Consider the following 26,999-nt stretch of genomic DNA (forward strand, 5'->3'; position numbering starts at 1 on the left):
TTAGCGATCCACATCAGACATAACAAAATCGATACTGCCCAGATAGACGATCAGGTCAGAAACCAGACTGCCGCGTATCACCGCTGGAATTTGCTGCAAGTGGGCAAAACTGGGTGTACGAATGCGGGTACGGTAGCTCATGGTGCTACCATCACTGGTCAGGTAATAACTGTTGATACCTTTCGTTGCTTCGATCATCTGGAATGATTCATTGGCTGGCATGACCGGCCCCCATGACACTTGCAGGAAGTGGTTAATCATGGTCTCGATGTGCTGCAAAGTCCGCTCCCTTGGCGGCGGCGTGGTCAGCGGATGATCCGCCTTGAATGGACCTTCTGGCATATTTTTCAGGCACTGCTCAAGGATGCGCAGACTCTGACGGATTTCTTCCACTTTCAGCATGACCCGGTCATAGCAATCACCGTTGTAACCGGTTGGCACTTCGAAATCGAAATTTTCATAGCCGGAATAAGGGCGCCATTTACGTACATCAAAGCTAATGCCGGTTGCACGCAGCCCCGCACCGGTAACGCCCCAGTCCAACGCCTGTTTCGCATTGTAAGACGCCACGCCAACAGAACGCCCTTTCAGCACACTGTTTTTCAGCGCCGCCTTGACGTATGAATTCAAACGTTTCGGTAGCCAGTCCAGCAATTCACGCAGAAGTTTGTCCCAACCCCGTGGCAGGTCATGAGCCACCCCACCGATCCGGAACCAGGCCGGATGCATACGGAAGCCGGTAATCGCCTCAACGATATCGTAAACTTTCTGGCGGTCAGTAAAGGCAAAGAAAACCGGGGTCATCGCGCCCACGTCTTGGATGAAGGTACTGATATAAAGCAGGTGGCTATTGATGCGGAACAGTTCGGACAACATGACACGGATGGTTTTCACCCGATCCGGCACCTCAATGCCCGCCAGTTTCTCAACCGCCAGCACATAAGGCATTTCGTTAACACATCCCCCCAGATACTCGATGCGGTCGGTATAAGGGATATAGCTATGCCATGACTGACGTTCCCCCATCTTTTCGGCACCACGATGGTGATAACCAATATCGGGAACACAATCGACGATTTCTTCGCCGTCAAGTTGCAAAATAATGCGGAATGCGCCGTGGGCAGAAGGATGGTTTGGACCGAGGTTAAGGAACATGAAGTCTTCGTTGTCAGTACTGCGCTTCATGCCCCACTCTTCGGGTTTGAAAGTCAAGGCTTCCATTTCCAGATCTTCTTTCTGCTTAGTCAGTACAAAAGGATCAAATTCCGTGGCGCGCGCAGCGTATTCCTTACGCAACGGATGCCCTTCCCATGTCGGCGGCATCAAGATACGGCGCAAATTCGGATGGCCGTTAAAGGTCATGCCAAACATTTCCCACGTTTCACGCTCATACCAATTGGCATTCGGGAAAATTGACGTGATAGTAGGGATATTCAGGTCTTGTTCAGCGAGCGCGACTTTCAGCATGATGTCACGGTTACGCTCAATGGAAATCAGGTGGTAAAACACCGAAAAGTCAGCCGCAGGCAGACCTGATCGGTGAGAGCGCTGACGCTCATCGACACCATGCAAGTCAAACAGCATGACATAAGGTTTGGGCAATTTTTTCAGGAAGGTTATTACTTCCAGTAACTGTCTCCGCTTGACCCAAACAACAGGCATACCTGTCCGGGTCGGCTGGAGGGTAAAGGCATCCGGGCCAAATTGACGATTAAGCTCGTTCACCACCGGATCATCAAGATGATCCCGCGTTGCCCAAGCCGGCCGGGCGCTTTCTTGCGCTATCTGATCTGTCATCATTCTTCACCACAACGCTTGATCAGGGTTTTTGTGATCGCAACACATTGCTCTATGGTTACGCTATATGGCTAAAAGCCTTAAATTTCGTCTGGCGTACGCAGATTTTTCACTGCAATACGTTCACCGCGCTTCCGTTCTCTTTCTGATTGCATATTGGCGCGGTAAACCCCTTGATCGCCAACGACCCATGACAGTGGGCGTCGTTCTTTGCCTATGGACTCCTGCAACAGCAGTAGTGCCTGCATATAGGCTTCTGGGCGAGGCGGACAGCCAGGAATATAAACATCGACAGGGATGAACTTATCGACCCCTTGGACGACGGAGTAAATGTCGTACATGCCACCGGAATTGGCGCAGGCACCCATTGAAATGACCCACTTCGGTTCCAACATTTGGTCGTACAGACGCTGAATGACGGGTGCCATCTTGACGAAACAGGTTCCGGAAATCACCATGAAATCAGCCTGACGGGGAGAGGCCCGCAAGACTTCTGCACCAAAGCGTGCAACATCATGAACCGCGGTAAATGACGTCACCATCTCCACGTAACAACAAGAAAGCCCGAAGTTATAGGGCCACAGGGAGTTTTTTCTTCCCCAATTCACCATATCATGCAGAGCATGTTCCAATTTTCCCATATAGACACTACGGTGAACGTGTTGCTCTAAGGGATCGCTGACGGTTTCCTGTTTTTGCAGGGGATAACGGTCATTCTCACCATTCGGATCGATGCGGGTGAGCGTATAATCCATCTTTATGCCTCGCTATTACTGCATGTGACTGTTGTTGGTATAAGTGCCAGTGTTGATATACGTGTCAGCACTCGGTTTACTGACCTGACGTTTTGAACGCGCGGGTGTCCAATCCAACGCCCCAATGCGCGCCAGATAAATCAAACCTGCCAATAACACCAAAATGAAAATGCTTGCTTCGGCAAAGCCTAGCCAACCGCTCTCTTTGATTGAGACGGCCCATGCATATAAGTAAAGGACTTCAACATCGAAGATAACAAAGAACATGGCAACCAGATAAAACTTCGCCGACAAACGCAAACGTGCACTGCCGACAGAATCGATACCTGATTCATAAGGGACATGTTTTGCTCTGGCTTTTGCCCTGCCGCCCATGAAGTACCCGCCCAGTAACATGAGCGCACACAAACCAAGAGCACCTATTAGAAAAACCGCAAATGCCCAGTGATGGGCTAGAATTCCAGTGGATGTAGACATACTCGTTGCTTACTCATCAAAAGTGGTGTCAAGGTGTCTGCTCTTTTTGCCGGCAGTGTTGCACCACATCGATTCATGGGAAGGGATAACAACCAAATCTGAAACAATGCTAATCAATATATCTTAATAGCTTGAATCGTCTTGGTTTTTATTCCTCTCAACAATAATTTGCCATCACGGCAAATGCACTCACCTATTTATTTACAAGCCACAAACCATTAATTAACAGATTGTGCTAGTATAACGCTAAAACGTGTCAGTCGTATAAAAAAACATCTTCCTGACATAACTAGTCTAACTGATAACTCGACTTTACTACACCATTATCGCAGGAAAAACCTGTCTTTCCACTGCGTTGTCGGGGGTATTTTTATGATCAAGTGCACAGTTTCATTGAAAAATATTCAACACTTGAATGCAATTTATTCAACCATTAATAAATTGTTTCTAAAAAGAACTAATAAAGTGTGATAAGCGAGCTATTTCTAAAAACGGTTTTATTTTATCAAGTTAGAAAAATGAAATTTGTTAACACAGCAACATTCTTTTAACCAAAATTCGAAAGGGATAGGAAAATTAGTAGGGTATATTTCTTATTAGAAATATCAGAAATGGAAATGAAAACTTGGGAGGACTATTAATAGAAAATTCGCTAATAGGAAATTAGCAACAGGCTAATATCTCCACAAATAAAATGGAAATATTAGCCTATAAAACACATAATACTTATTCGTCTATATTTTCAACGGAATTTTCATCAACTGTTTCAGTTGATTTGACAGGTTCAATGGTGGCAATAGATTCATCCATTTCGTCGGATTCATCAGATTCAACAGCCGTTACGGTATAAGGTGTTTTCTTATTTTCAATGGCATCGAAAACGGTCAGAACAGATTCATTCTGTTCGTTACTATTGCGATATAAGAAGAATTGGATTTCCGGCAGGCGTGGTAAGCCTTCAATTTCACCTAAAATTCTCAGGTCTGCATTATGCATTTCCAGCGGGCGAGCGGTAATACCGACTTCTGCATTGACAGCCGCGCGAACCGCGGAGAGGGAAGCCGCTTCATACGCAATACGCCATGAGATGCCTGCCATATCCAGCGTATCCAAGGCTATCTGGCGGAAAGGGTTGGTTTCATCCATCACAACCAACGGTACAGGTTCATTCGTCTGCAATTGGAAATCAGGTGCACAGTGCCATAAAACAGGCGAGGAACGTAAAACCGTTTTAGGATGGTGGTTAATTTTTGCTGTGGTTAATGCCAAGTCGATCTCATGGTTATCCAGCATGCTTTCGATAAATTGAGCACGCTTAATACGTACATCAACGGCCACACGTGGATAGACAGAGGCAATACGGTTCAGCAAGAAAGGAAGCAGTGTATCAACAGCGTCATCTGACACACCTATTCTTAATTCACCGTCTGCATCATTGTAGGTTAATGATGCGGTTGCATCGTCATTGGCACGAAGGATCTGGCGTGCGTAACCAAGAAGTTGAAGCCCATGCTCGGTCAGAAGTTTATTGCGGCCGTGGCGAGCAAATAGCTCTCTCCCCACGAGATGTTCCAACCGCTGCATTTGCTGACTGACAGCTGACTGCGTTCTAGAAACAGCTGCTGCTGCTGCTGCAAAAGTATTTAAGTCAGCAACGGCAACAAAAGTTCTTAGCAGATCGAGATCGAGGTTTATTATCTGACGATTTGCATTTATCATTGTTTATTCATCACTTTTTTTTGATTTTAATTACTAACTAACCTGGTGTTTTTACTTCAGCAGTATCAAATAAAATAATACCGATTGTGACATTACTCTACTCTATTAAGTAGGGCAAAGGTTTACTGCATTTTTTTTACTATTTAGATCATCATGGGTTTTATTTTCTCCTTTCTTAACAAAATTTATGCAATCCCAAAATAAAATAGAGATAAAACCCTATTTACATCACATAACCACCAATTTCCAGTACAAATACCCTTTTTCTGACTTGCTTCAAAGAATAACATAATCTGAATTAGGAACGCTTAACACCACTAAATAATATTAGTATTTTTAATGAATTAGCGTTTTCATTGAAAAGGCCCGAAAATGTCATGGGTAAACATTCAAAAAAACTGTCAAAGTATCATGTGATCAAAATCTCAATTAACGTTACCTCAATAAAGATAAATTATGAGAATACATTATACAAACCTTCTTACTTTTATTGACAATTGAGGTTCCCTAAACAAATAGACTAAAAACCTCTGCCAAAATGGCATCTCCTGCCTGAGCTGTCAACTAAAAACAAGCCATTATGCAAACTTTAATTCTGACTTATCATGCATATTAAAAATAAAACACCATAAAAATAGAATAATTCAGAGAGCAAGCTGACTCATCTCTTCTTAAAACAACCGTTTTAACCAAAGATATCAAAGTCTCTTCAAAAGACTGATTGAGAAGAGTACATTGATCATCACACTTTTTATGCGGGTAGTATCCATTTTCGCCAAGAGGTCAAGGCTCCCTATGTTTTCCATCAATAAATCCAGTAAATTAGATAATGTCTGCTACGACATTCGGGGGAATACCCTCAAAGAAGCCAAGCGACTCGAAGAAGAAGGTAATAAAGTACTGAAATTAAACATTGGTAATCCGGCGCCATTTGGATTCGAAGCACCTGATGAAATTTTAGTCGATGTTATCCGCAATCTGTCAACCGCCCAAGGGTACTCTGATTCTAAGGGGCTGTATTCTGCACGCAAGGCCATCATGCAGCATTATCAAGCCCGAAATATGCTGGATGTTACCGTTGAAGATATCTTTATTGGTAATGGTGTTTCTGAACTTATCGTTCAATCCATGCAGGCCCTGTTAAATACCGGGGATGAAATGTTGGTTCCTGCGCCTGACTACCCGCTTTGGACGGCGGCTGTCTCACTCTCCAGCGGAAATGCTGTTCACTATCTTTGTGATGAACAACAAGGCTGGTTTCCCGATGTAGATGATATCCGCCGTAAAATTACGCCGCGTACCCGTGGTATCGTGATTATTAACCCGAATAACCCAACCGGCGCGGTCTATAGCAAAGATTTGTTACTGGAAATCGTCGAAATCGCCCGTCAGCATAATCTGATTATTTTTGCCGATGAGATTTATGACAAGATCCTGTACGATGATGCCCAGCACCACTCCATCGCCGCATTGGCTCCCGACCTGTTTACCGTGACCTTTAATGGCTTGTCCAAAACCTATCGTGTTGCGGGTTTCCGTCAGGGTTGGATGGTACTGAATGGCCCCAAAAAACAGGCCAAGGATTATATTGAAGGGTTAGAAATGCTGGCATCCATGCGCCTTTGTGCCAATGTGCCGATGCAGCATGCCATTCAAACCGCATTAGGTGGTTATCAAAGCATCAGTGAATTTATTTTTCCCGGTGGACGGCTCTATGAACAGCGCAACCGTGCTTGGGAGTTGATCAACCAGATCCCAGGCATTTCCTGCGTGAAACCCATGGGTGCCCTCTATATGTTCCCGAAAATAGACACCAAACGTTTCAATATTTATGATGACCAGAAAATGGTATTCGACCTCTTACTACAGGAAAAAGTTTTGCTGGTTCAAGGCACTGCGTTTAACTGGCCAAATCCTGACCATTTCCGCATTGTGACACTGCCGCATGTCATTGACTTGCAAATAGCCATTGAAAAATTTGCTCGCTTTATCGGTCACTATCGCCAATAACCTAATCTTCCTCATTTAACGCCTGTCCCAGAAAATATTAATAAATTAATGGGATAGGCTTTCTCTGAGGTAAATGCTTATTTCTGACTCACCGCCTCACCGCTATTTTTTCCATAAATGAATTTTCCAAAAATAAATATTCCCGTTATTCTTCACGTCATATAGTCATCGTTATTCGGCAGAAGAGGAAATTATGAGTCATTTTTTCGCCCAATTATCCCGCCTGAAATTAATTAGCCGTTGGCCGCTTATGCGCAATGTGCGGACAGAAAATGTTTCAGAGCACAGTTTGCAGGTCGCTTTTGTCGCCCATGCCTTAGCGATCATCAAAAACCGTAAATTCAACGGCACGGTTAACCCTGAACGGATCGCCCTGTTGGCCATGTACCACGATGCCAGCGAAGTCATTACCGGCGATTTGCCGACGCCAATTAAATACTACAATCCACAAATTGCCCATGAATATAAGAAAATAGAAAAAATAGCCCAACAAAAATTATTGGCTATGCTGCCGACGGAATTACAGGATGATTTTCGCCCCATTCTGGATGAGCATCACCATGATGAAGAAGAAACTCGTATTATCAAGCAAGCCGACGCATTATGTGCTTACTTGAAATGTCTGGAAGAGCTCTCAGCAGGGAATACTGAATTCAATCAAGCCAAAAGCCGGCTGGAAAAAACACTGGCCGCACGCCACAGCGAAGAGATGGATTATTTCATGGAAGTGTTTGTCCCCAGTTTCAGCCTCTCCCTTGATGAAATTAGCCTGTGAGAGAGGCTGAAACATGAGAAGTTGAAATATCAGAATGGGAACAGTATCGGGATAATCGCGACGCTAATTCCCATCACAATCAGCGTAAAAGGCACACCGAGTTTCAGGAAATCAGCAAATCGATATCCGCCAGGCCCTAACACTAAGGTATTAACGGGAGACGAAACCGGTGTCATAAACGCCGCTGAAGCCGCCACCCCAATTATCATCGCGAAAGGCAAAGGAGAAACCGCCATCTCATTTGCCGCTGCAATGGCAATCGGCGCCATTAACACCGCCGTCGCCGTGTTAGAAATAAACAAGCCTATCACGGCACAAAGCACAAACAGGCACACCAACATCACCCGTGGCCCCATATTCCCGGCGATATCCATCAATCCACGAACAATCAGGTCAATGCCCCCGGTTTTTTGCAAGGCCAGCGCAAAAGGCATCATGCCGACAATCAAGATAATGCTCGGCCAGTGAATGGCTCGATAAGCACTTTCCATATCAATGCAGCGGAATTTTCCCATCAGCAAACAGGCAATTAACGCAGCAATAAAATTCGGGATTTCATTGGTCAGCATCATCGCCACCATCAGGGCAAGGCAGAATAAAGCATGAGGAGCCTGTGAAGCCGCGGGAGCCGCACTTTCCTCTTCAATAGGCAGGTTCAGTACAATAAAATCAGGGGTTTTTGTTTTCAAGGCGCGGATCAGTTTCCAGTCACCGATCACCAGCAGCGTATCCCCCAGCAGCAAAGGCTCATCCACTAACTTCCCTTCCAGCGCTTTCCCCCCGCGACGAATTCCCACCACATTGAGGCCATAACGGGTACGAAATTTCATCCCACGCAATGATTGTCCCAATAGTTGGGATTCCGGGATCACTGAAATTTCAGCCATCCCGACATCACGGGATTGCTCGGAAAAATATTCCCCACGCAATACCATCGGTTCTAGCCGTTGATCGCGGCAAAACTCGCGCAAATCCACATCACTGCCCGACATATCCACCAGCAAGACATCCTGCACCTTCAATTCCCTGTCCCCGGTGGCGGCGATCATGACGCGCCGGAACTTGCGCCAACGTTCAATGCCAATGACATTAGCCCCATAACGGGCACGCAGCCCCGCTTCATCCAAGGTGTGCCCAACCAAAGGCGAACCTTGGCGGAGAGAAAAACGGCGGGCACGGCCAGATAATTTATAGTCGCGGATCAAATCACGGAATGTCCGCTGATAGCGCTCATCCGCGGTCTGGTGATTTTTGCCGCCCAGCCAACGACGGGCAACTAACATGTAAACCACGCCAGCCACCAACACTAACAGGCCAATCGGTGTAATGGAGAAGAAACCAAACCCGCGCAAACCTTCGCGCACCAGCTCACTATTGACCACCATATTGGGCGGCGTTGCCACCAAGGTCATCATGCCACTGATCAGACCGGCAAACCCCAATGGCATCATCAGCCGCCCCGGCGAGGTTTTCATTCGAGTCGCCACGCTCAGGACAACCGGAATAAAGATGGCAACCACTCCGGTTGAACTCATGAACGCGCCCAATCCGGCAACCGATAACATCAGCCAGGCCAACATCTTGGTTTCACTGTTACCCGCGACACGAACCAGCCAATCGCCCATCTGATAGGCCACCCCGGTTCTCACCAGCCCTTCGCCAATGACAAACAGGGCAGCAATCAATAACACATTGGGATCACTAAAACCGACAGTGGCTTCACTTAACGTCAGTGTGCCACTCAAGACAAATGCGATGATCACCAATAACGCCACCACATCCATCCTGACTTTATTGGTGGTGAAAAGCACAATGGCTATCAATAGCAGGGTCAATACCCACAACAGTTCGCTACTCAATCTAAGCCCCTATCAACGATATCTTTCAATTAAACGTTAACAAGTTAAGTAGAGCACTTTTCTCTGGGAAAATCCTTCATTAGGATCAAGGATCTTCCCAAAACGAAATCTATTGGGTGTAAATCGACACATAACCGCCGGATTTGACAATCTCGATATCTTCCAGATTATTCAGCGTCAAATGGACTTCGTCACGGCGCGGAATATCCGGCGAATCGTGGACAACAACAACCTGACAGCCCGCATCCAGCCCCGCATGAATGCCCGCCGCCGCATCTTCAAAAACCACGCACTCCTCCGGCAAAAGCCCGAGTTTTTTCGCGCCCAGCAAATAAGGCTCAGGGTTTGGCTTGCCATGGGTGACCGACTCTGCTGTCACCCAATGCGCCGGTTCCGGTATCTCCGCCACTTGATGCCGGGCAGACGCAAGCGGCACCGTTCCCGATGTCACAATCGCCCACGGAATATCCAGCGCATTCAACTTATCAATCAGGGCGATGGCACCCGGCAACGCCGTAATGCCTTGCGTATCTTCTGTTTCAATTTTTTCAATCCATTTGAAAGTCCGGCTGATCTCTTCTTCACTGGCATCCGGCATAAAATGCCGCAGTGATAATATCGCCGGCGTACCATGCACATAGTTCAGCACTTCATCCCGGTCGATCCCCATTTTGTCGGCAAACTGGACCCATGCCCGTTCAACCGCAGGTAATGAATCGATCAGCGTACCATCCAAATCGAATAAAAAACCTCTGCATCTCAGAACCAAATCCGACTCCTTAAATATCATCAAGAAAAGAGTTATCCAATTGCTTAAAGGCTCGTTTAAGCAATTCAGCCAGTGAGAAGTAAGTCGGGGCGTTTTCCACAGGAGCCATGGCAATACCTGCCTGAGTAAATTTTTCCCGAATTTCATAAAACCAGTTCAGCAATCTTTCCGGTAACGGTGTTGCCGCACGTTTTCCCAGCCACCATAATCCCTGCAACGGCAAACTACAGGCAAATAGCGCCGTCGCCACCGAGGGACCCAATTGCCCCCCCAGGGCGATTTGCCATGTCAGGGTAAAAATGGCCAATGGCGGCATAAACCGGATACCAAAACGGGTCGCCTTAATCACACGATTTTCAGGAAAAACAGGGGCAAGCTGCTTTGCCAGTGGCCAGGTTTTCAAATATTGTTGGCCTAATTGCATTCGCTTAAACCAACCCTGACTGACAGGCGGTGTCGTGTTCATCATGACCTCAATCAATTAAAGGTATAGTTTTTAAAAAATCTCTACAAAACATAAAATCTTTTTTGTAGTATCAATACTATTAAGTATATTTTGTCTTTATTGCTGGCAAACGGTATCCTACACAGACTTTTATGTTGTTGCAGTAACAAAACAGGAATTTTGCCCTTTTTCGCAACAATTAGGCTCGGTTTGTTAACAAATTATTTTTATTTTTTAACACTGTTCTTTTTAAAGATTAGATCACAACAAGATAATAGGTATTTCCATGTCAAGTAAGCTGGTACTGGTTCTTAATTGCGGTAGCTCCTCCCTGAAATTTGCTATCATCGATCCTGCCAATGGTGAAGAATATCTTTCGGGTTTAGCAGAGTGCTTTAACCTGCCTGAAGCCCGTCTTAAATGGAAAATGGATGGCGCGAAAAACGAAGCTGCTTTAGGTGCCGGCGCAGCACACAGCGAAGCACTAAATTTCATTGTTAATACTATTTTGGCTGAAAAGCCAGAACTTTCCGCCCAAATTTCAGCCATCGGTCACCGTATTGTACATGGTGGTGAGAAGTTCACTTCTTCCGTGGTGATCACCGATGACGTTATCGCAGGTATTGAAGCCGCTATTCCATTCGCGCCACTGCACAACCCGGCTCACCTGATCGGTATTGCAGAAGCGAAAAAAGCCTTCCCGCATCTGCTTGAGAAGAATATTGCCGTATTTGACACCGCCTTCCACCAGACGATGCCTGAAGAAGCGTACCTGTACGCACTGCCTTATAACCTGTATAAAGAGCACGGTATTCGTCGTTACGGCGCACACGGCACCAGCCATTTCTACGTTTCCCGCGAAGCCGCCAAGCTGCTGAACAAACCCGTTGAAGAGCTGAATGTCATCACCTGCCATTTGGGCAACGGCGGTTCTGTTTCTGCGATTGTTAACGGTCAGTGTGTTGATACTTCCATGGGTCTGACCCCACTGGAAGGTCTGGTGATGGGCACCCGCAGTGGTGACATCGACCCGGCTATCGTCTTCCACCTGCACGATGCCATGGGCATGAGCGTCGCTCAGATCAACACCCTGCTGACCAAAGAATCTGGCTTCCAGGGGCTGACCGAAGTAACCAGCGACTGCCGTTATGTCGAAGACAACTACGAGACCAAAGCGGATGCTAAACGTGCCATGGATGTTTATTGCCACCGTCTGGCGAAATACATCGGCGCCTACAGCGCACTGATGGAAGGCCGTCTGGACGCGATTATCTTCACTGGCGGCATCGGTGAAAACTCCGCGCTGGTGCGTGAACTGACCATGAAGAAAGTGGCTCTGCTGGGCTTCGAATATGATCACGAGCGTAACCTTGCCGCTCGCTTTGGCAAATCAGGGGTTATCACAACCGATAACAGCCGCCCTGCTCTGGTTATCCCAACCAATGAAGAATTGGTCATTGCTCAGGATTCAGCACGCCTGACTGCATAACAAAGCAGTCATGATTTTCAGAACCGCCGGCATCGCTGGCGGTTCTCTATTCATGAGTCAAATAAAGAGGTTTCCGTGTCCCGTACAATTATGCTAATCCCTACTGGCACCAGCGTTGGTTTAACCAGTGTCAGTTTGGGTGTTATCCGCTCCATGGAGCAAAAAGGCGTTCGCCTGAGCGTTTTCAAACCTATCGCCCAACCCCGTCACACGGGTTCTCAAGATCAAACCACTTCCATTATCCGCTCACACTCCAGCATCCATACGGCTGAACCGCTGGATATGGCCTATGTGGAATCGTTGCTGGCTACCAATAAAAAAGATGTCTTAATGGAAGAGATCGTGGCGCGTTACCACGAAAACGCCAAAGAGGCAGAAGTGGTGCTGATCGAAGGTCTGGTGCCGACGCGCAAACATCCGTTTGCCCAATCCCTGAACTATGAAATCGCCAAGACACTGAACGCGGAAATCGTATTCGTGACGGCTCAGGGAACCAACACGCCGGAGCAACTGAAAGAGAGCATTGAACTGACCCGTGCTGAATACGGCGGCAGCAAGAACCAAAACATTATCGGTGTCATTGTCAATAAACTGAATGCCCCGGTTGATGATCAAGGCCGCACTCGCCCGGATTTGTCTGAAATCTTTGATGAATCCACCAAAGCAACGGTTGCGCATATCGATCCCAATGCCATCGTCAAAAACAGCCCGCTGCCGATTCTCGGCTGCATCCCGTGGAGCTTCGACCTGATCGCGACCCGTGCGATTGATATGGCCAAGCACCTGAAAGCGGATATCATTAATGAAGGCGCTATCGAAAGCCGTCGCATCAAGTCCGTGACATTCTGCGCCCGCAGCATCCCTAACATGCTGGAGTACTTCCGTCCGGGTTCCCTGCTGGTGACTTCCGCTGACCGTCCTGATGTCCTGATCACCGCTTGTCTGGCCGCCATGAATGGCATTGAAATTGGTGCCGTCTTGCTAACCGGGGGTTACTCCATTGATGACTCTATCCGTGAACTGTGTGAACGTGCATTCAACACCGGCCTGCCGGTTTTCACGGTGAAAACCAACACCTGGCAGACTTCCCTGAACCTGCAAAGTTTCAGTCTGGAAGTGCCGGCCGATGACCACGAACGCATCGAAAAAGTCCAAAACTACGTGGCACAACACATCAGCAGCGAGTGGATCGATTCTCTGGCCGCCGCCTCCGAGCGTCCAAATCTCCTGTCTCCGCCGGCATTCCGCTATCAGTTGACCGAACTGGCGCGTCAGGCCGGCAAGCGAATCGTTCTGCCGGAAGGCGACGAACCGCGTACCGTCAAAGCCGCGGCTATCTGTGCTGAACGTGGCATTGCCGAATGTATCCTGTTGGGTGATCCTGAAGAAATCCGCCGTGTCGCTGCGGCACAAGGCGTTGAGTTGGGCGCCGGGATTGAAATCGTGAATCCGGCGGCAGTCCGTGAGCGTTATGTGCCGCGTCTGGTTGAACTGCGCAAGAACAAAGGCATGACCGAAGTGGTTGCCCGCGAACAACTGGAAGACAACGTGGTGCTGGGCACCCTGATGCTGGAGCAAAACGAAGTTGACGGGCTGGTTTCCGGTGCGGTTCACACCACCGCCAACACCATTCGTCCGCCATTGCAGTTAATTAAAACGGCACCAAACAGCTCGCTGGTTTCTTCTGTCTTCTTTATGTTGCTGCCAGAGCAAGTGCTGGTTTACGGTGACTGTGCCATCAACCCAGACCCAACCGCCGAGCAACTGTCTGAAATCGCCATCCAATCAGCGGATTCAGCGAAAGCATTTGGTATCGAGCCTCGCGTAGCGATGATCTCTTACTCCACCGGTAATTCCGGTGCCGGCAGCGATGTTGAAAAAGTGCGTGAAGCCACCCGTTTGGCACAAGAAAAACGCCCGGATCTGATCATCGACGGCCCATTGCAGTACGACGCGGCGATCATGGCTGATGTGGCGAAATCCAAGGCACCAAATTCACCGGTTGCCGGTCAGGCAACCGTGTTTATCTTCCCAGACCTGAACACCGGTAACACCACTTACAAAGCGGTACAGCGTTCAGCGGATCTGGTCTCCATCGGGCCAATGCTGCAAGGTATGCGCAAGCCGGTTAACGACCTGTCCCGTGGCGCACTGGTGGATGATATTGTTTATACCGTTGCACTGACTGCCATTCAGTCAACGCAGCAAGAAAACGCGTAAGCAAACAACAATCCCATGCCTTGGCGTGGGGTTGTTGAGTCAGTGATATCCCTTTCATCTCCCCCAATCCAGCCATTTTCTTTGATAATCATATCACTACCACTCATACGCCATGACGCCGCCCTCACACCCCCTGTCTGGTAAACAATGGATAAACAAAAAGTATCGACATTGCCTGTTTTTTTAACTAATTTATCCAAAATTACACGCGATAAGGACAATTTTTAGTTTAAAACTCTAATTTATAACAATTCATCAGTTCATTTTTTACCAGCACCCAACTACACAGGGGAAATGAATATGACACACCCACTGAGTTCTCCTCAACAAGTCATCTGGCTCGATCAGGTTATCCATGTCGGTTCGCCCAAATATAATATTGGTCTTTTTATCTGCATCCATGGGGAATTGAATGAAGATGCGTTCGTGACTGCCTTTGAGACGATGGTTTCCCGTTGCGATACATTGCGCTTACAGCTCATCAACACCCACGCATTACCCCGCCAACAGGTTGATAATACTCTCCCTGTCTCCGTGACCCTCCGCGATTTTTCATCGCATCCAGACGCAGAAACCCAAGCCAGACAACACATTGATACCGAGTTCATGCGCCCATTCAACTTGAATGGTGAGTTGTGGCGCTCTGAGATACTGCGGGTAAGCAAGACACGCCGATACTGGCAATTTTGTTGTCATCATTTGATCATGGATGGGATGAGTTTGTTCATGCTGCTTGACGAGGTTATTGATACCTACAATTATTTGGTAAAAAATGACCTGACAAAAAGCGACCTGATAAAAAACAACCTGATTAAAAATCACCCGATAAAGCAAGAAACCCTCAATAAAGCGGCTGCCTCTTATCTGGATTTTGTTGAGGATGACCGGGCTTATCTTATTTCCCACCGCCACTCACACGATGTGCAATTTTGGCAAGAACGCTATAAAAACCTGCCACAACCCTTGCTCCCGCCGGCTAACACCCAAAAAACAGCAAACAACGCGCAAGCCAAGCCGCTTTTTTGGCAAATAGACAAGACGCTTTATCAGCGTATTGAAACGACCGTGACCCGACAGGGATTATCCATCCTGCATTTTATGTATGCCGTTCTGGCCGGCTATTTCACCCGCATAACGGAAGTCGATGAAATCGTGATTGGCATTCCCGTGCACAACCGCAAAAATGCCCGCCATAAAAGCACCATGGGGATGTTCGCCTCCGTTATTCCGATTGGCGTGACCCTATCACCAGAGGACACCTTCCTTGATGTCATGCACAAAGCCGCCGCAGAATTGCGGCGTTGTTACAAGCACCAACGTTTGCCCATTGCCGAGATCACTCGACAAACCCAAATCCAGCAGAAAACGGGACGAACACAATTATTTAACATCACATTGTCACTCGAACCGTTTACAGCGCATTTGCACATGGCAGGAGAAGAGATCGGCATCGAATCTTTTGACCTGTATCACGGTGTCCCCTATCCTCTGTCGGTCATTATCAAGCAGTACACCGACACCGCCTGTCTTGAGGATAACAACCCCCCCGTCACGATTGAGTTTAATTTCTCTACTGACACCCTGAGCACCACCGAAGTCATGACCCTCCAATCCCGCCTTGCCGTCTTGCTCGACGCCGCCGTCACCGCACCGGATACGCCGATCGCCCATTTGCCCATCCTGCCGGAAGCCGAGCGCCAACAAGTCTTGCTGGATTTCAATGCCACGCAGGTTGATTTTCCACAACATACCTTGATTCATCAACTGTTCGAGGGGCAGGTACAACAGCACCCGGATACCCTCGCTGTGATCTTTGACGACCAGTCCCTCAGTTATGACCAACTGAACCGCCGCGCCAATCGGCTGGCACATCATCTGATTGAGCTGGGCGTGCGGCCAGACGATCGGGTGGCGATGTATGTCGAACGCAGCCTGGATCTGGTGGTCGGTTTTTTGGGGATTCTCAAGGCGGGTGGAGCCTATGTGCCGCTCGATCCGACTTATCCGGCCGAACGGCTGGCGTATATGTTCAATGATTCCGCCTCGATGGCATTGATTACTCAGGCTGCGATGGTCGACATGCTGGGCAATAACCTGCCAATCCATCACTCACCGGTGCCCATCATCGTGCTTGATGCCCAACAATGCCCTGCGTTGGCTGCAAGGCCGGAAGAAAACCCCGATCCTCACGCGCTGGGGCTGACCTCACACCATCTGGCTTATGTCATTTATACCTCCGGTTCCACCGGCCAACCCAAGGGGGTGATGGTCGAACATCGCGGCCTGTGTAACTTGATTACCACTCAGCAAGACAGATTGTCTCTGACCCCGGACAGCCGTGTCTTGCAGTTTGTCTCAAACAGTTTCGATGGTTATATTTGGGAATGCTGCATGGCACTCTTGGCAGGCTCGCGTCTCTATCTTGCCAAACGTGCCAATATCCTGCCCGGTGCCGCCCTGTCCCATTACTTAAAAACCCGTGCCATTACCCACACCCTCTTGTCACCCACGGCCTTGACGGCAATGGACTCCATACCCAACACACTGCAAACATTGATCGTCGGCAGTGAGGCGTGTCCGTCAACGCTGGTCAAACGCTGGGCGCAGGGGCGACAGATGTTTAATGCTTATGGGCCGACGGAAATCACCGTCTGCGCCACCCTTTATCCCTGTGACCGTCAGGAAAAAAATGCGCCGCCGATTGGCCGCCCCATCGCCAATAGCCAAATTTATCTCCTTGATGCCCATGCCCAGCCCGTCCCGATCGGCGTAAAAGGCGAGATCTATATCGGTGGCGTGGGGGTCGCCCGTGGCTATCTTAATCGCCCAGAACTGACAGCAGAACGCTTTCTGCCCGATCCTTTCTCGTCGGTAGCCAGCGCCCGCATGTACAAAACCGGCGATCTGGCGCGTTGGCGGCCTGACGGCAATATCGAATACCTCGGCCGCAACGATTTTCAAATCAAGCTGCGTGGCTTCCGCATTGAACTGGGGGAAATAGAAGCTCAGCTCACCCAGTGCCACGGGGTGCGCGAAGCGGTTGTGGTTGCCCGCGAGGATAGTGCCGATCAGAAGCGCCTTGTCGCTTACCTGCTGGCTGAACCCGACGCAGAATTAGCGCCGGCGGAACTGCGCCGGCAACTCACGCAGCACCTTGCCGAGTATATGATCCCCAGCGCCTTTGTGACGCTCGACACCTTCCCGCGAACCCCCAATGGCAAACTCGACCGTCAGGCCCTGCCGGAACCGGATCAGGCGGCAATCGCAACACGCGGCTACCAAGCGCCGGTGAATGAAGCAGAAACGGTATTGGCCGAAATTTGGCAAGCCTTGCTGGGATTGGAAAATATCGGCCGTCATGACCACTTTTTCGAGCTTGGCGGCCATTCACTGATGGCGGTCAGCCTGAGCGAACGGCTGCACAGTTTGGGTTGGCTGCTGGATATCCATACGGTGTTCACCACTCCGGTGCTGAGCGAGATGGCGCAAGCGATGCAGGCCGTTCAGGACAATACGGCGACCTCCGCCGTACCGCCCAATCTTATCCCGGATGGCTGCACCGCCATTACGCCTGACATGTTGACGCTGCTCTCCCTGTCCCAAGCCGACATTGATGCCAGCGCTGCCGCGACTCCCGGCGGTGCCGCCAATATTCAGGATATCTACCCGCTCGCACCACTCCAGGAAGGCATTCTGTTTCATTACCTGCTACAGACCCAAGGCGACACTTATCTGTTACGTAGTTTATTTGCCTTCGATACCCGCAAGCGCCTTGATGCCTTTCTCGCTGCCCTGCAACAGGTCATTGACCGCCATGATATCTTACGCACCGCCGTCTGCTGGCAGGGCTTGGCAAAGCCAGTACAGGTGGTCTGGCGTCGAGCCACCCTGCGCATTAACGCGTTTATACCGGACAATAAAGATAGCAAAGACAGCGAACAGGACGTCCCTGCGCAATTGCTGGCGCATACCGATCCGCGCCATCGCCGTCTTGATATCAGTCAGGCTCCGCTCTTCTCAGCCGACATTGCCCATGATCCGCAGCAGGATGAGTGGTTGCTGGCCCTGTGCTTCCACCATCTGATCAGTGACCATATAACGCTGGAATTGATCATGGCTGAAATCAATGAACTGCTATATCGTCATTTCCAAAACAAGCGTGCTGAAAACTTAGATAACGGGAAATTGCCGGCCGCGTTGCCTTACCGTAACTGGCCTTACCGCAACTTTGTCGCCCAATCCCTGCGAATGAAGGATTCAGGGCACGAGGCTTACTTCCGTGAAGTGCTCGCCGATATTCATGAGCCGACCGCGCCTTTCGGCATACTGGATACCCTCAATGGGGACAGACAGATAACAGAGGCCACTCAATCCCTTGATCCGGCGCTGGCCAAGGCGATCCGCCTGCAAGCTCGCCGTCAGGGGGTGAGTTCCAGCGTGCTATTCCATGTCGCATGGGCACAAGTGCTGGCGCAGACCAGTGGGCGGGATGATGTGGTCTTCGGCACGGTCTTGCTGGGACGCATGCAGGGAAATATCAACCTCAACCGGATTTTGGGACTGTTTATTAATACCCTGCCCGTGCGAATCCGGCTGGCAGGAAGCGCACAAGCAACCGTGCAAGCGGCCTACCGCAGTCTGATGGGATTACTGGAACATGAACAAGCCCCGCTGGCGCTGGCACAGCGCTGTAGCGGAGTGGCACCATCCCTGCCGCTATTCAGCGCACTACTCAACTATCGCCATAGTCAACCAGGTGCAATCCATATCGCGTGGGAAGGTGTCCGCCTGCTGGCGGTACAGGAGCGAACCCATTATCCTCTTACCTTGTCCGTGGATGATTTGGGTGAAGGATTCAGTTTGGTTGCGCAGACGGTTTCAGGTATCGATCCGACCCGCCTGATCGCCTATATGACCACCGCCCTGACGGGGCTGGTGGATGCGTTGGACACGGAGCCTGACAAGCCGATCTTGCATATCCCCATTCTGCCCGCCACCGAGCGCCGACAATTGCTGATTGATTTTAACGCCACCCAGACTGACTTCCCGCAAGAGGCGTTAATTCATCAATTGTTTGAAGCACAAGTACAACGCACTCCCGACGCCATTGCCGTAGCCTTTAATAATCAACTCCTCAGCTATGATCAACTGAACCGCCACGCCAATCGTCTGGCGCATCACCTGATTGGGCTGGGTGTGCGTCCGGACGATCGGGTGGCGATTTGTGTCGAACGCAGTCCGGCGATGGTAGTCGGTTTATTGGCCATTTTGAAAGCGGGTGGAGCCTATGTACCGTTCGATCCGGCTTATCCCGCCGAACGGCTGGCGTATATGCTGGAAGATGCCGCACCGAGGATACTGCTTACCCAGACGACGTTGGCCGATCGGCTGGCCTGTCCGGTGCCCACAGTGCTATTCGATACAGTATCGTTCCTTGATAACATGCCGTCCGAAAATCCTGCCCCACAGGCACAAGGCCTGACGTCGCGCCATCTGGCCTACGTGATCTACACCTCAGGCTCTACCGGTCTGCCCAAAGGAGTGGCGATCGAACACCGCAATACGGTGAATTTCCTCACTTGGGCGCGGCAAACGTTCCGCCCTGAGGAATTAGCCCATACCCTGTTCGCAACCTCGCTGAATTTTGACCTGGCCGTCTACGAATGTTTTGCACCGCTTATCTCAGGCGGCACGGTACATCTTGTCCCTGATGCGCTTACGCTGGTCACCCAACCTGCCACCCCAAAACCGGCCGTCAGCCTGATCAATACCGTGCCATCGGCTGTCGCCCATTTGCTTGATACCAATGCGATCCCTGAGACGGCGATCCCGGCAACCACCCGAACCATCAATCTGGCCGGTGAAGCCCTGAAATCCCATCTCGTTGAGCAGTTGTTCACGCGAACGGCGGTACAGGACGTGTGCAATTTATACGGACCCTCGGAGACAACAACCTATTCGACTTGGGTACGCATGCACCGGACAACGGGCTTTGCCGCCCATATTGGCCGCCCGATTGCTAATACCCAGATTTATATTCTGGATACTCACGGCCAGCCCGCGCCACTTGGCGTTACCGGAGAAATCCATATCGCCGGAGCGGGGGTGGCTCGCGGTTACCTGAATCGCCCGGAACTGACGGCAGAACGCTTCCTGCCCGATCCATTCTCCGGCCTGCCGCAAGCCCGAATGTACAAAACCGGCGATCTGGGGCGTTGGCGGCCTGACGGCAATATCGAATATCTCGGCCGCAACGATTTTCAGGTCAAGATCCGTGGCTTTCGTATCGAACTGGGGGAAATCGAGGCGCAATTGCTCCAATGCCGCGGGGTACGCGAAGCCGTGGTACTGGCTTGTGAAAATGGTTCAGATAAAAACGGTTCAGGGCAAAAGCAACTGGTCGCCTATCTGCTGCCCCAAGCGGGGATGAAACCGGAACCAGCGGAACTTCGCCGGCAGCTCGCGCAACACCTTGCCGAATATATGCTGCCCGGTGCCTTTGTCACGCTCGAGGCCTTCCCGCTGACGCCGAACGGCAAACTCGACCGTCAGGCCTTACCCGCACCGGATCAGTCTGCCATTGCAACCCGCGGCTATGAAGCCCCCATCGGTCACACAGAAATGGCACTCGCCGGGATCTGGCAGGAACTATTGAAAATAGAAAAGGTCGGCCGTCATGATCATTTCTTTGAACTCGGCGGCCACTCCCTGCTCGCGGTTCAGTTCACCGCCCGGATACGGCAGAAGCTGGCGCGGGAACTCTCCCTGCCGCAACTCTTTGCCCATCCTATCCTTACGGATCTGGCAGCGGTGCTCACCGCCAGTTCAATGGCTACACAAACAAGGGTGACGCAAACGCTAATCCCTGCCGCCGATCGCCGCCAGCCGTTGCCGCTCTCTTTCGCCCAGCAACGCCTGTGGTTCCTCGCCCGGCTCAATCCCGCCGCCAGTCTGGCCTACCATATTCCGGCCGTTCTGCACCTCAACGGGCAACTCGACCATTCGGCGTTTACGGCGGCGCTTGATCGCCTCGTCACCCGACATGAAAGCCTGCGCACCCGTTTTGTGCTGGTGGATGAACAGCCTTACCAGCACATCGACGCCGCAGAGAGCGGGTTTAATCTGACCCGTCAGGATCTGCGCGGATTAGACAACACCGCCCGCCTGAACCGTATTGATAAACTCGTAGAACGCGAAGCCCAAACCCCGTTCAATTTCGCCCATGAATCACTGATCCGGGGACAATTGCTGCAACTGGCGGACGAAGAACATGTCTTGATCCTCACCCAACACCATATGATCAGCGACGGCTGGTCGGCAGGCATATTGTTCCGCGAACTGGCGGCACTCTACCGGGCTGCGCGGGAAGGACATGCTGATCCCCTGCCCCCCCTGCCGATTCAATACGCCGACTATGCCGTCTGGCAACGGGAATGGCTGCGGGGTGAAGTACTCACCACGCAACAAAATTTCTGGCAACAGCAACTGCAAGGCGCACCGGCACGGCTGGATCTCCCCACCGATCGACCGCGTCCCCCCGAACAACGTTATACCGGCAGTCACGTGCCCGTCCACCTGAGTGCGGACTTATTATCCGCACTCAGGGCGCTCGGTCAGCGTCAGGGCACCACGTTATTTATGATCCTGCTGGCCGGCTGGGGTATTGTACTGTCCCGCCTGAGTGGTCAGGATGATATCGTCATCGGCACCCCCGTCGCTAACCGCCAACACAGTGAACTCGAAGGATTAATTGGCTTTTTCGCCAATACCCTGCCATTGCGGGTCAAACTGGAAAATAGCAACACGGTAGCGGAACTGCTTGCTCACGTCCGTGAACGGGCGCTGGCGGCCTATGCGCATCAAGACCTGCCGTTTGAACAGTTGGTGGAAACGCTGCAACCTGAACGCAGCCTGAGCTACAGCCCGATCTTTCAGGTTATGCTGGCGCTGAACAATACGCCCGCCCAGCGCTTCGAATTACCCGGTTTATCCGTCTCGTTGATGGAACAGCCACACCACAGTGCGCACTTTGACCTGACATTATCATTGACAGAAACACCATTAACAGAAACGCCATTGACAGAAACCTTGAATGGACTTGGTGGTTATCTGGAATATGCTTCCGATCTGTTCGAGCGTGCGACCGTTGAACGAATGGTCGGTTATCTCATCCACGTGCTGACCGCCATGACAGCCGATGAAACACAGACCATTGCCCACCTGTCGATATTATCCGCGGCAGAGCGCCGGCAGTTACTGGTTGATTTCAATACGCCCCGGATTGATTTCCCACAACCTGCGCTGACTAATCCATTATTTATTCATCAACTGTTCGAAGCACAAGTCCAGCGCACACCGAACGTAACCGCCGTGGTCTTTGAAGGTCAATCGCTGAGCTATAGCGAACTGAACTGCCGTGCTAATCAACTGGCACACAGCCTGATTGCCTTTGGCGTGCATCCGGATGATCGCGTGGCGATTTATGTTGAACGGAGTCTGGACATGATCATCGGCCTGTTCGGGATCTTAAAAGCCGGTGCCGGTTATGTCCCGCTCGATCCCGAATACCCCACCGAACGGTTGGCCTATCAATTGTCGGACAGCAAACCCGTCATCTTGCTGATCCAAAAGCGATTACAGCAACGTTTGCCCATCGATTTGCCGCTGCAAGCTATCCCTGTCTGGCCGCTGGACGATGTAACGTACCAAAACAGGATGGCAAAACAGCCGCAACATAACCCAGACAGTAAGCAAATAGGGTTACAACCCCATCATCTGGCCTATATCATCTACACCTCCGGCTCCACCGGACACCCAAAAGGTGTCATGCTGGAACATCACAATGTCGTGAGCCTGATCCACGCCCACTGTCAGATCAGTCATCCCCAATTGGGCGATCGTATTCTGCAATTTGTGACCGTGGCGTTTGATATTTCGGTATCGGATATTTTCCCCACGCTGGCATCGGGCGCGACACTGGTTCTGCGTCCGTCCCATATCAAAATACCCGATAGCACGTTTGTCGATTTCTTGCGTGAACAAAAAGTCACTATCATCAATATCCCGACCGCTTTTTGGCACCACTGGGTACAGGAAATCGTCGCCGGACGTGGCGGTTTTAGCCCTTATCTGCACACCGTGATTGTCGGTGGCGATAAAGTGGAATACCGCTATTTGATGGACTGGCTATCGTGCCCGCAGACGCAATCCTGCCGCTGGTTCAACGCCTATGGTCCCACCGAAGTGACCGTCACCGCCACGACCCTGCGGATAGATAACAAAACAGCACCAGCGATTATCGACAACATTCCTATTGGTCGCCCGTTATCCAATACCCGCATCTATATTTTGGATACCTTCGGTCAGCCCGTGCCTATCGGCGTGAGTGGTGAAATCCATATCGGAGGCATGGGGGTCGCCCGTGGTTATTCGAACCAACCGGCACTGACGGCAGAGAGATTTATCGCCGATCCCTTCAGCGACCGCGCCAACGCTCGTATGTATAAAACCGGTGACTTGGGGCGCTGGCGGCCTGACGGCAATATCGAGTACCTTGGCCGCAATGATTTTCAGGTCAAGATACGCGGCTTCCGTATCGAACTGGGAGAAATTGAAGCCAGATTGGGACAATGCCACGGCGTGCGTGAAGCCATTGTGCTTGCCCGAGAAGAGATCTTGGGTGAAAAACGTCTGGTTGCCTATCTGCTCGCTGAACCCAATGTAAAACTGGTGCCCTCGGCACTCCGCAAGCAACTTGCGCAACATCTTGCTGATTTTATGCTGCCCAGCGCCTTTGTGATCCTTGATGCTTTCCCGCTGGCACCCAATGGCAAGCTCGACCGTAAAGCCCTGCCGATGCCGGATCAGTCGGCGATCGTGACCCGCACTTATGCCGCGCCCACCGGCGCGATGGAAATCGCACTGGCCGAAATTTGGCAAGCTCTATTAGGGCTGGAAAAGGTCAGCCGTTATGACCATTTCTTTGAGCTGGGCGGTCACTCGCTGATGGTCGTCAACCTAATCGAACGGCTGCGTAATCAGGGTTATGGCCTTGATATCCGTACCGTGTTTTCCGCTCCCGTGCTGGCCGAGATGGCGAAAGCCATGTGGTCAGTTCAGGACACGACTCCATTCATTGTGCCACCCAATCTTATCCCGGAGGGTTGCATTGCCATCACGCCTGACATGTTGCCGTTAGTGTCCTTAACACAACACGAGATTGATACCCTCGCCGCAACAATCTCCGGCGGTGCAGCCAATATCCAAGATATTTATCCCCTCGCGCCATTACAGGAAGGCATGCTGTTTCACCACCTGCTGCAAACAGAGGGAGATATTTATCTGTTACACATCATGCTGGCTTTCGATACCCGTAAGCGTCTTGATGATTTTCTGGCGGCGTTGCAACAACTGATTGACCGACATGATATTTTGCGCACCGCCATCTGTTGGCAGGGATTAAAACAACCGGTACAAATTGTCTGCCGTCAGGCGTCTTTGCGCATCGATACGTTTATGCCGGGCAGCGACAAGGACGTTTCTTCTCAATTACGGGCGCATACTGATCCCTGCCAGCGCCGCCTTGATGTGAGTCAGGCGCCGCTGTTATCCGCCGATATCGCCCATGATCCGCAGCGGGGAGAATGGTTACTGGCCCTGCGCTGCCACCATATGCTCAATGACCATATGTCGCTGGACGCTATCATGGCGGAAATTAATCAGCGATTGTACTCCTGTACCGAACACCTCTCTCCGGCACCTCTTCCGGCACTTCACTCGGTACTGCCTTACCGTCAGTTTATCGCCCAATCCCTGAGGGTGCCCATGTCAGCCCATAAAGCCTATTTCCGTGAGATGCTCGCCGATGTGGATACACCAACCGCGCCTTTCGGCATACTGGACATCAACCGTGGAGATCAACCTGTCACGGAAGTCGTACAGCCTCTGAGTGCGGCCTTGTCCAGCGCGATCCGCACGCAGGCACGCCGTCAGGGCGTCAGCCCCGGTGTGCTGTTCCATGTTGCGTGGGCACTGGTGTTGGCAAAAGCCAGCGCAAGAGATGATGTGGTCTTCGGCACCGTCTTACTGGGACGTATGCAGGGCGGCATGAGTCTCGATAAGATTTTGGGGCTGTTTATCAATACCCTGCCGGTCAGGATACGTCTGACGGGGGGCAGCGTACAGGAGACGGTACAAGCGGCCTACCGCAGTTTGACCCGGCTACTGGAACATGAACAGGCACCACTGGCATTGGCCCAACGCTGTAGCGGTGTGACACCGCCCCTGCCACTCTTCAACGCCCTGCTCAACTATCGCCATAGCCGGCGGGATCCAACCCGCAATACATGGGAAGGCATACGTCTGCTAACGGCACAGGAGAGAACTCACTATTCCCTCTACTTGGCCGTGGATGATAGGGGCAGAGGCTTCCGATTGGCAGCCCAAGCCGTGACCGGTATTGATCCCGCCCGTTTGAACAGCGATATGATCAACGCCCTGACGGCACTGGTTGACGCATTGAACACCGCCCCCCAACAGCCGATCGAAAACCTCGCCGTTCGGCCTGCCGCCGGACACCCGGCACCACCTGTTGCGACAACACATGCTGCGACACACAGTGATGAAGCTCCCATCGGTGAGGTGGAAATTGCGTTGGCCAAGATCTGGCAGGCGTTGCTGAAAATTGAACGGGTCGCCCGCCATGATAATTTTTTCACGCTGGGCGGTCATTCACTGGTCGCGATACAACTGCTGGCCCGGATGTATGCGCAAGGTATGCACGTTCCGCTGGCGGCTTTGTTCTCTCACCCAACCTTGTGTGAATTGGCTTTGGTTGTGGGGGAGACTTGTGCGGGATATAAGTCACAAGATTGAAATGGTCAGGCACTGCTTTATTCCTCGCAACGCGGGGAATAAGGCGTTTTCAAATTTAAATGTTTCACTCTATCCACCACACTGAAAACGATAGCCGCCATTTTGATATTGCCACTTATCATTTCCTGCTGGTTTTAACGCCATAAATCGCCCTGTCTTAACAAACCCCATGTTGGTATAAGCCCTTATGGAGCCGCTGGTGGGACTCGCATGTAAAACACCGGCGCAGCCCAATTGCAACGATTTATTCACAGCATGTTCAATCAATATGATGCCACTGTTTTGAATACCCGGATGCGTCACGAAAATCAAAATCTCAGGTGAATGATTAATAAAATAAGCATCCACCGAAGCGAATGAATCAGATGATTTTTTCTCTTTCACAGCGAGTATCAACAAGCCAACCGGCGTCCATTTAAAATAAGAGATAAGACAATAATATCCGGTTGTGGGATTCCTCCCCTCCTGCTTTTTATTTAACACATCATAGGCACATTTAAGCATGTCACAAGTATCTTCATACCTGCTTTGCCATTTTCGTTTGTCTTCATCCAAACCTTGATCGAATATATTCTCCCACCCATCCATCACGATTTGATTGCCCATGTTATAAATAATATTTATTGTTTTCAGGACAGACTCTTCCTTTAACGTTATTGGCGCTTTAGGGTAAAGAGAGATTGAAGAAATATCTGAGCTGGATTGCGCTCGATCTAATGGGCTGGGTATATTCTTTTTTTTCACATCGAAAGAATTTGATCTAAATATCATGCTATCCCCCAGTAACAATAAAATACAGATTTAATAAAT

14 protein-coding genes are annotated in these 26,999 nt (G+C 50.6%); 5 read left to right on the forward strand and 9 right to left on the reverse strand.

Going from position 1 to position 26,999, the window contains the following annotated elements:
* The 4 genes from nuoC to hexA all read right to left on the reverse strand — a co-directional run bounded on the left by nuoC (position 1) and on the right by hexA (position 4,748).
* Positions 1-1,800: an NADH-quinone oxidoreductase subunit C/D gene (gene nuoC, locus PSI15_RS03460; RefSeq protein ID WP_273582310.1), complete on the reverse strand. Its 1,800-nt coding sequence runs from the start codon at positions 1,798-1,800 to the stop codon at positions 1-3.
* A gap of 77 nt (positions 1,801-1,877) precedes the next feature.
* Positions 1,878-2,552, reverse strand: coding sequence for a NuoB/complex I 20 kDa subunit family protein (locus PSI15_RS03465; protein ID WP_045971450.1), 675 nt, complete (start codon positions 2,550-2,552; stop codon positions 1,878-1,880).
* A 15-nt stretch (positions 2,553-2,567) separates the two neighbouring features.
* Positions 2,568-3,029 (reverse strand): NADH-quinone oxidoreductase subunit A, encoded by a 462-nt coding sequence (locus PSI15_RS03470; protein WP_045971452.1) that lies wholly within the window; start codon positions 3,027-3,029, stop codon positions 2,568-2,570.
* Positions 3,030-3,755: 726 nt separating this feature from the next.
* On the reverse strand, positions 3,756-4,748 hold the full coding sequence (gene hexA, locus PSI15_RS03475) for a transcriptional regulator HexA (RefSeq protein ID WP_045971453.1): 993 nt from the start codon (positions 4,746-4,748) through the stop codon (positions 3,756-3,758).
* A gap of 795 nt (positions 4,749-5,543) precedes the next feature.
* On the opposite strand from hexA, the gene PSI15_RS03480 reads away from it, so the two are divergent.
* Complete coding sequence (locus PSI15_RS03480) at positions 5,544-6,758, forward strand: pyridoxal phosphate-dependent aminotransferase (RefSeq protein WP_273582311.1); 1,215 nt, start codon at positions 5,544-5,546, stop codon at positions 6,756-6,758.
* Between the two features lie 193 nt (positions 6,759-6,951).
* The gene (gene yfbR, locus PSI15_RS03485; RefSeq protein WP_273582312.1) at positions 6,952-7,533 is read left to right on the forward strand and encodes a 5'-deoxynucleotidase; all 582 of its coding nucleotides are present in this window, start codon (positions 6,952-6,954) and stop codon (positions 7,531-7,533) included.
* 29 nt (positions 7,534-7,562) lie between these two features.
* On the opposite strand, the gene PSI15_RS03490 is transcribed toward yfbR, so the two are convergent.
* The 3 genes from PSI15_RS03490 to yfbV all read right to left on the reverse strand — a co-directional run bounded on the left by PSI15_RS03490 (position 7,563) and on the right by yfbV (position 10,627).
* Positions 7,563-9,392 (reverse strand): SLC13 family permease, encoded by a 1,830-nt coding sequence (locus PSI15_RS03490; RefSeq protein WP_273582313.1) that lies wholly within the window; start codon positions 9,390-9,392, stop codon positions 7,563-7,565.
* 109 nt (positions 9,393-9,501) lie between these two features.
* Complete coding sequence (locus PSI15_RS03495) at positions 9,502-10,161, reverse strand: sugar phosphatase (RefSeq protein WP_273582314.1); 660 nt, start codon at positions 10,159-10,161, stop codon at positions 9,502-9,504.
* 10 nt (positions 10,162-10,171) lie between these two features.
* Entirely contained in the window at positions 10,172-10,627 is a 456-nt protein-coding gene (gene yfbV, locus PSI15_RS03500) for a terminus macrodomain insulation protein YfbV (protein ID WP_045971465.1), read from the reverse strand.
* A gap of 265 nt (positions 10,628-10,892) precedes the next feature.
* Between yfbV and ackA the strand changes: the two genes are divergently transcribed.
* Both ackA and pta read left to right on the forward strand, forming a co-directional pair.
* The gene (gene ackA, locus PSI15_RS03505) at positions 10,893-12,095 is read left to right on the forward strand and encodes an acetate kinase (protein WP_273582315.1); all 1,203 of its coding nucleotides are present in this window, start codon (positions 10,893-10,895) and stop codon (positions 12,093-12,095) included.
* A 75-nt stretch (positions 12,096-12,170) separates the two neighbouring features.
* Positions 12,171-14,315 carry a phosphate acetyltransferase gene (pta, locus tag PSI15_RS03510; RefSeq protein ID WP_273582316.1) on the forward strand — a complete coding sequence of 715 codons (2,145 nt, stop codon included), beginning with the start codon at positions 12,171-12,173 and terminating at the stop codon, positions 14,313-14,315.
* Here pta and PSI15_RS03515 read toward each other — a convergent pair.
* On the reverse strand, positions 14,288-14,422 hold the full coding sequence (locus tag PSI15_RS03515; protein ID WP_273582317.1) for a hypothetical protein: 135 nt from the start codon (positions 14,420-14,422) through the stop codon (positions 14,288-14,290). The two genes, pta and PSI15_RS03515, sit on opposite strands and share 28 nt — an antisense overlap.
* A 193-nt stretch (positions 14,423-14,615) precedes the next feature.
* On the opposite strand from PSI15_RS03515, the gene PSI15_RS03520 reads away from it, so the two are divergent.
* Entirely contained in the window at positions 14,616-26,189 is an 11,574-nt protein-coding gene (locus PSI15_RS03520) for a non-ribosomal peptide synthetase (protein WP_273582318.1), read from the forward strand.
* Positions 26,190-26,258: 69 nt separating this feature from the next.
* On the opposite strand, the gene PSI15_RS03525 is transcribed toward PSI15_RS03520, so the two are convergent.
* The gene (locus PSI15_RS03525; RefSeq protein WP_273582319.1) at positions 26,259-26,960 is read right to left on the reverse strand and encodes a GNAT family N-acetyltransferase; all 702 of its coding nucleotides are present in this window, start codon (positions 26,958-26,960) and stop codon (positions 26,259-26,261) included.
* Positions 26,961-26,999: the final 39 nt, after the last annotated feature.

Source organism: Xenorhabdus sp. PR6a (genome assembly GCF_028599065.1).
Taxonomy (GTDB): domain Bacteria; phylum Pseudomonadota; class Gammaproteobacteria; order Enterobacterales; family Enterobacteriaceae; genus Xenorhabdus; species Xenorhabdus doucetiae.

Bases quoted from the DNA above. Each gene is read 5' to 3' on its own strand.
- nuoC (WP_273582310.1), bottom strand. From the start codon at position 1,800: ATGATGACAGATCAGATAGCGCAAGAAAGCGCCCGGCCGGCTTGGGCA.
- PSI15_RS03465 (WP_045971450.1), bottom strand. From the start codon at position 2,552: ATGGATTATACGCTCACCCGCATCGATCCGAATGGTGAGAATGACCGT.
- PSI15_RS03470 (WP_045971452.1), bottom strand. From the start codon at position 3,029: ATGTCTACATCCACTGGAATTCTAGCCCATCACTGGGCATTTGCGGTT.
- hexA (WP_045971453.1), bottom strand. From the start codon at position 4,748: ATGATAAATGCAAATCGTCAGATAATAAACCTCGATCTCGATCTGCTA.
- PSI15_RS03480 (WP_273582311.1), top strand. From the start codon at position 5,544: ATGTTTTCCATCAATAAATCCAGTAAATTAGATAATGTCTGCTACGAC.
- yfbR (WP_273582312.1), top strand. From the start codon at position 6,952: ATGAGTCATTTTTTCGCCCAATTATCCCGCCTGAAATTAATTAGCCGT.
- yfbV (WP_045971465.1), bottom strand. From the start codon at position 10,627: ATGAACACGACACCGCCTGTCAGTCAGGGTTGGTTTAAGCGAATGCAA.
- ackA (WP_273582315.1), top strand. From the start codon at position 10,893: ATGTCAAGTAAGCTGGTACTGGTTCTTAATTGCGGTAGCTCCTCCCTG.
- PSI15_RS03515 (WP_273582317.1), bottom strand. From the start codon at position 14,422: ATGAGTGGTAGTGATATGATTATCAAAGAAAATGGCTGGATTGGGGGA.
- PSI15_RS03520 (WP_273582318.1), top strand. From the start codon at position 14,616: ATGACACACCCACTGAGTTCTCCTCAACAAGTCATCTGGCTCGATCAG.
- PSI15_RS03525 (WP_273582319.1), bottom strand. From the start codon at position 26,960: ATGATATTTAGATCAAATTCTTTCGATGTGAAAAAAAAGAATATACCC.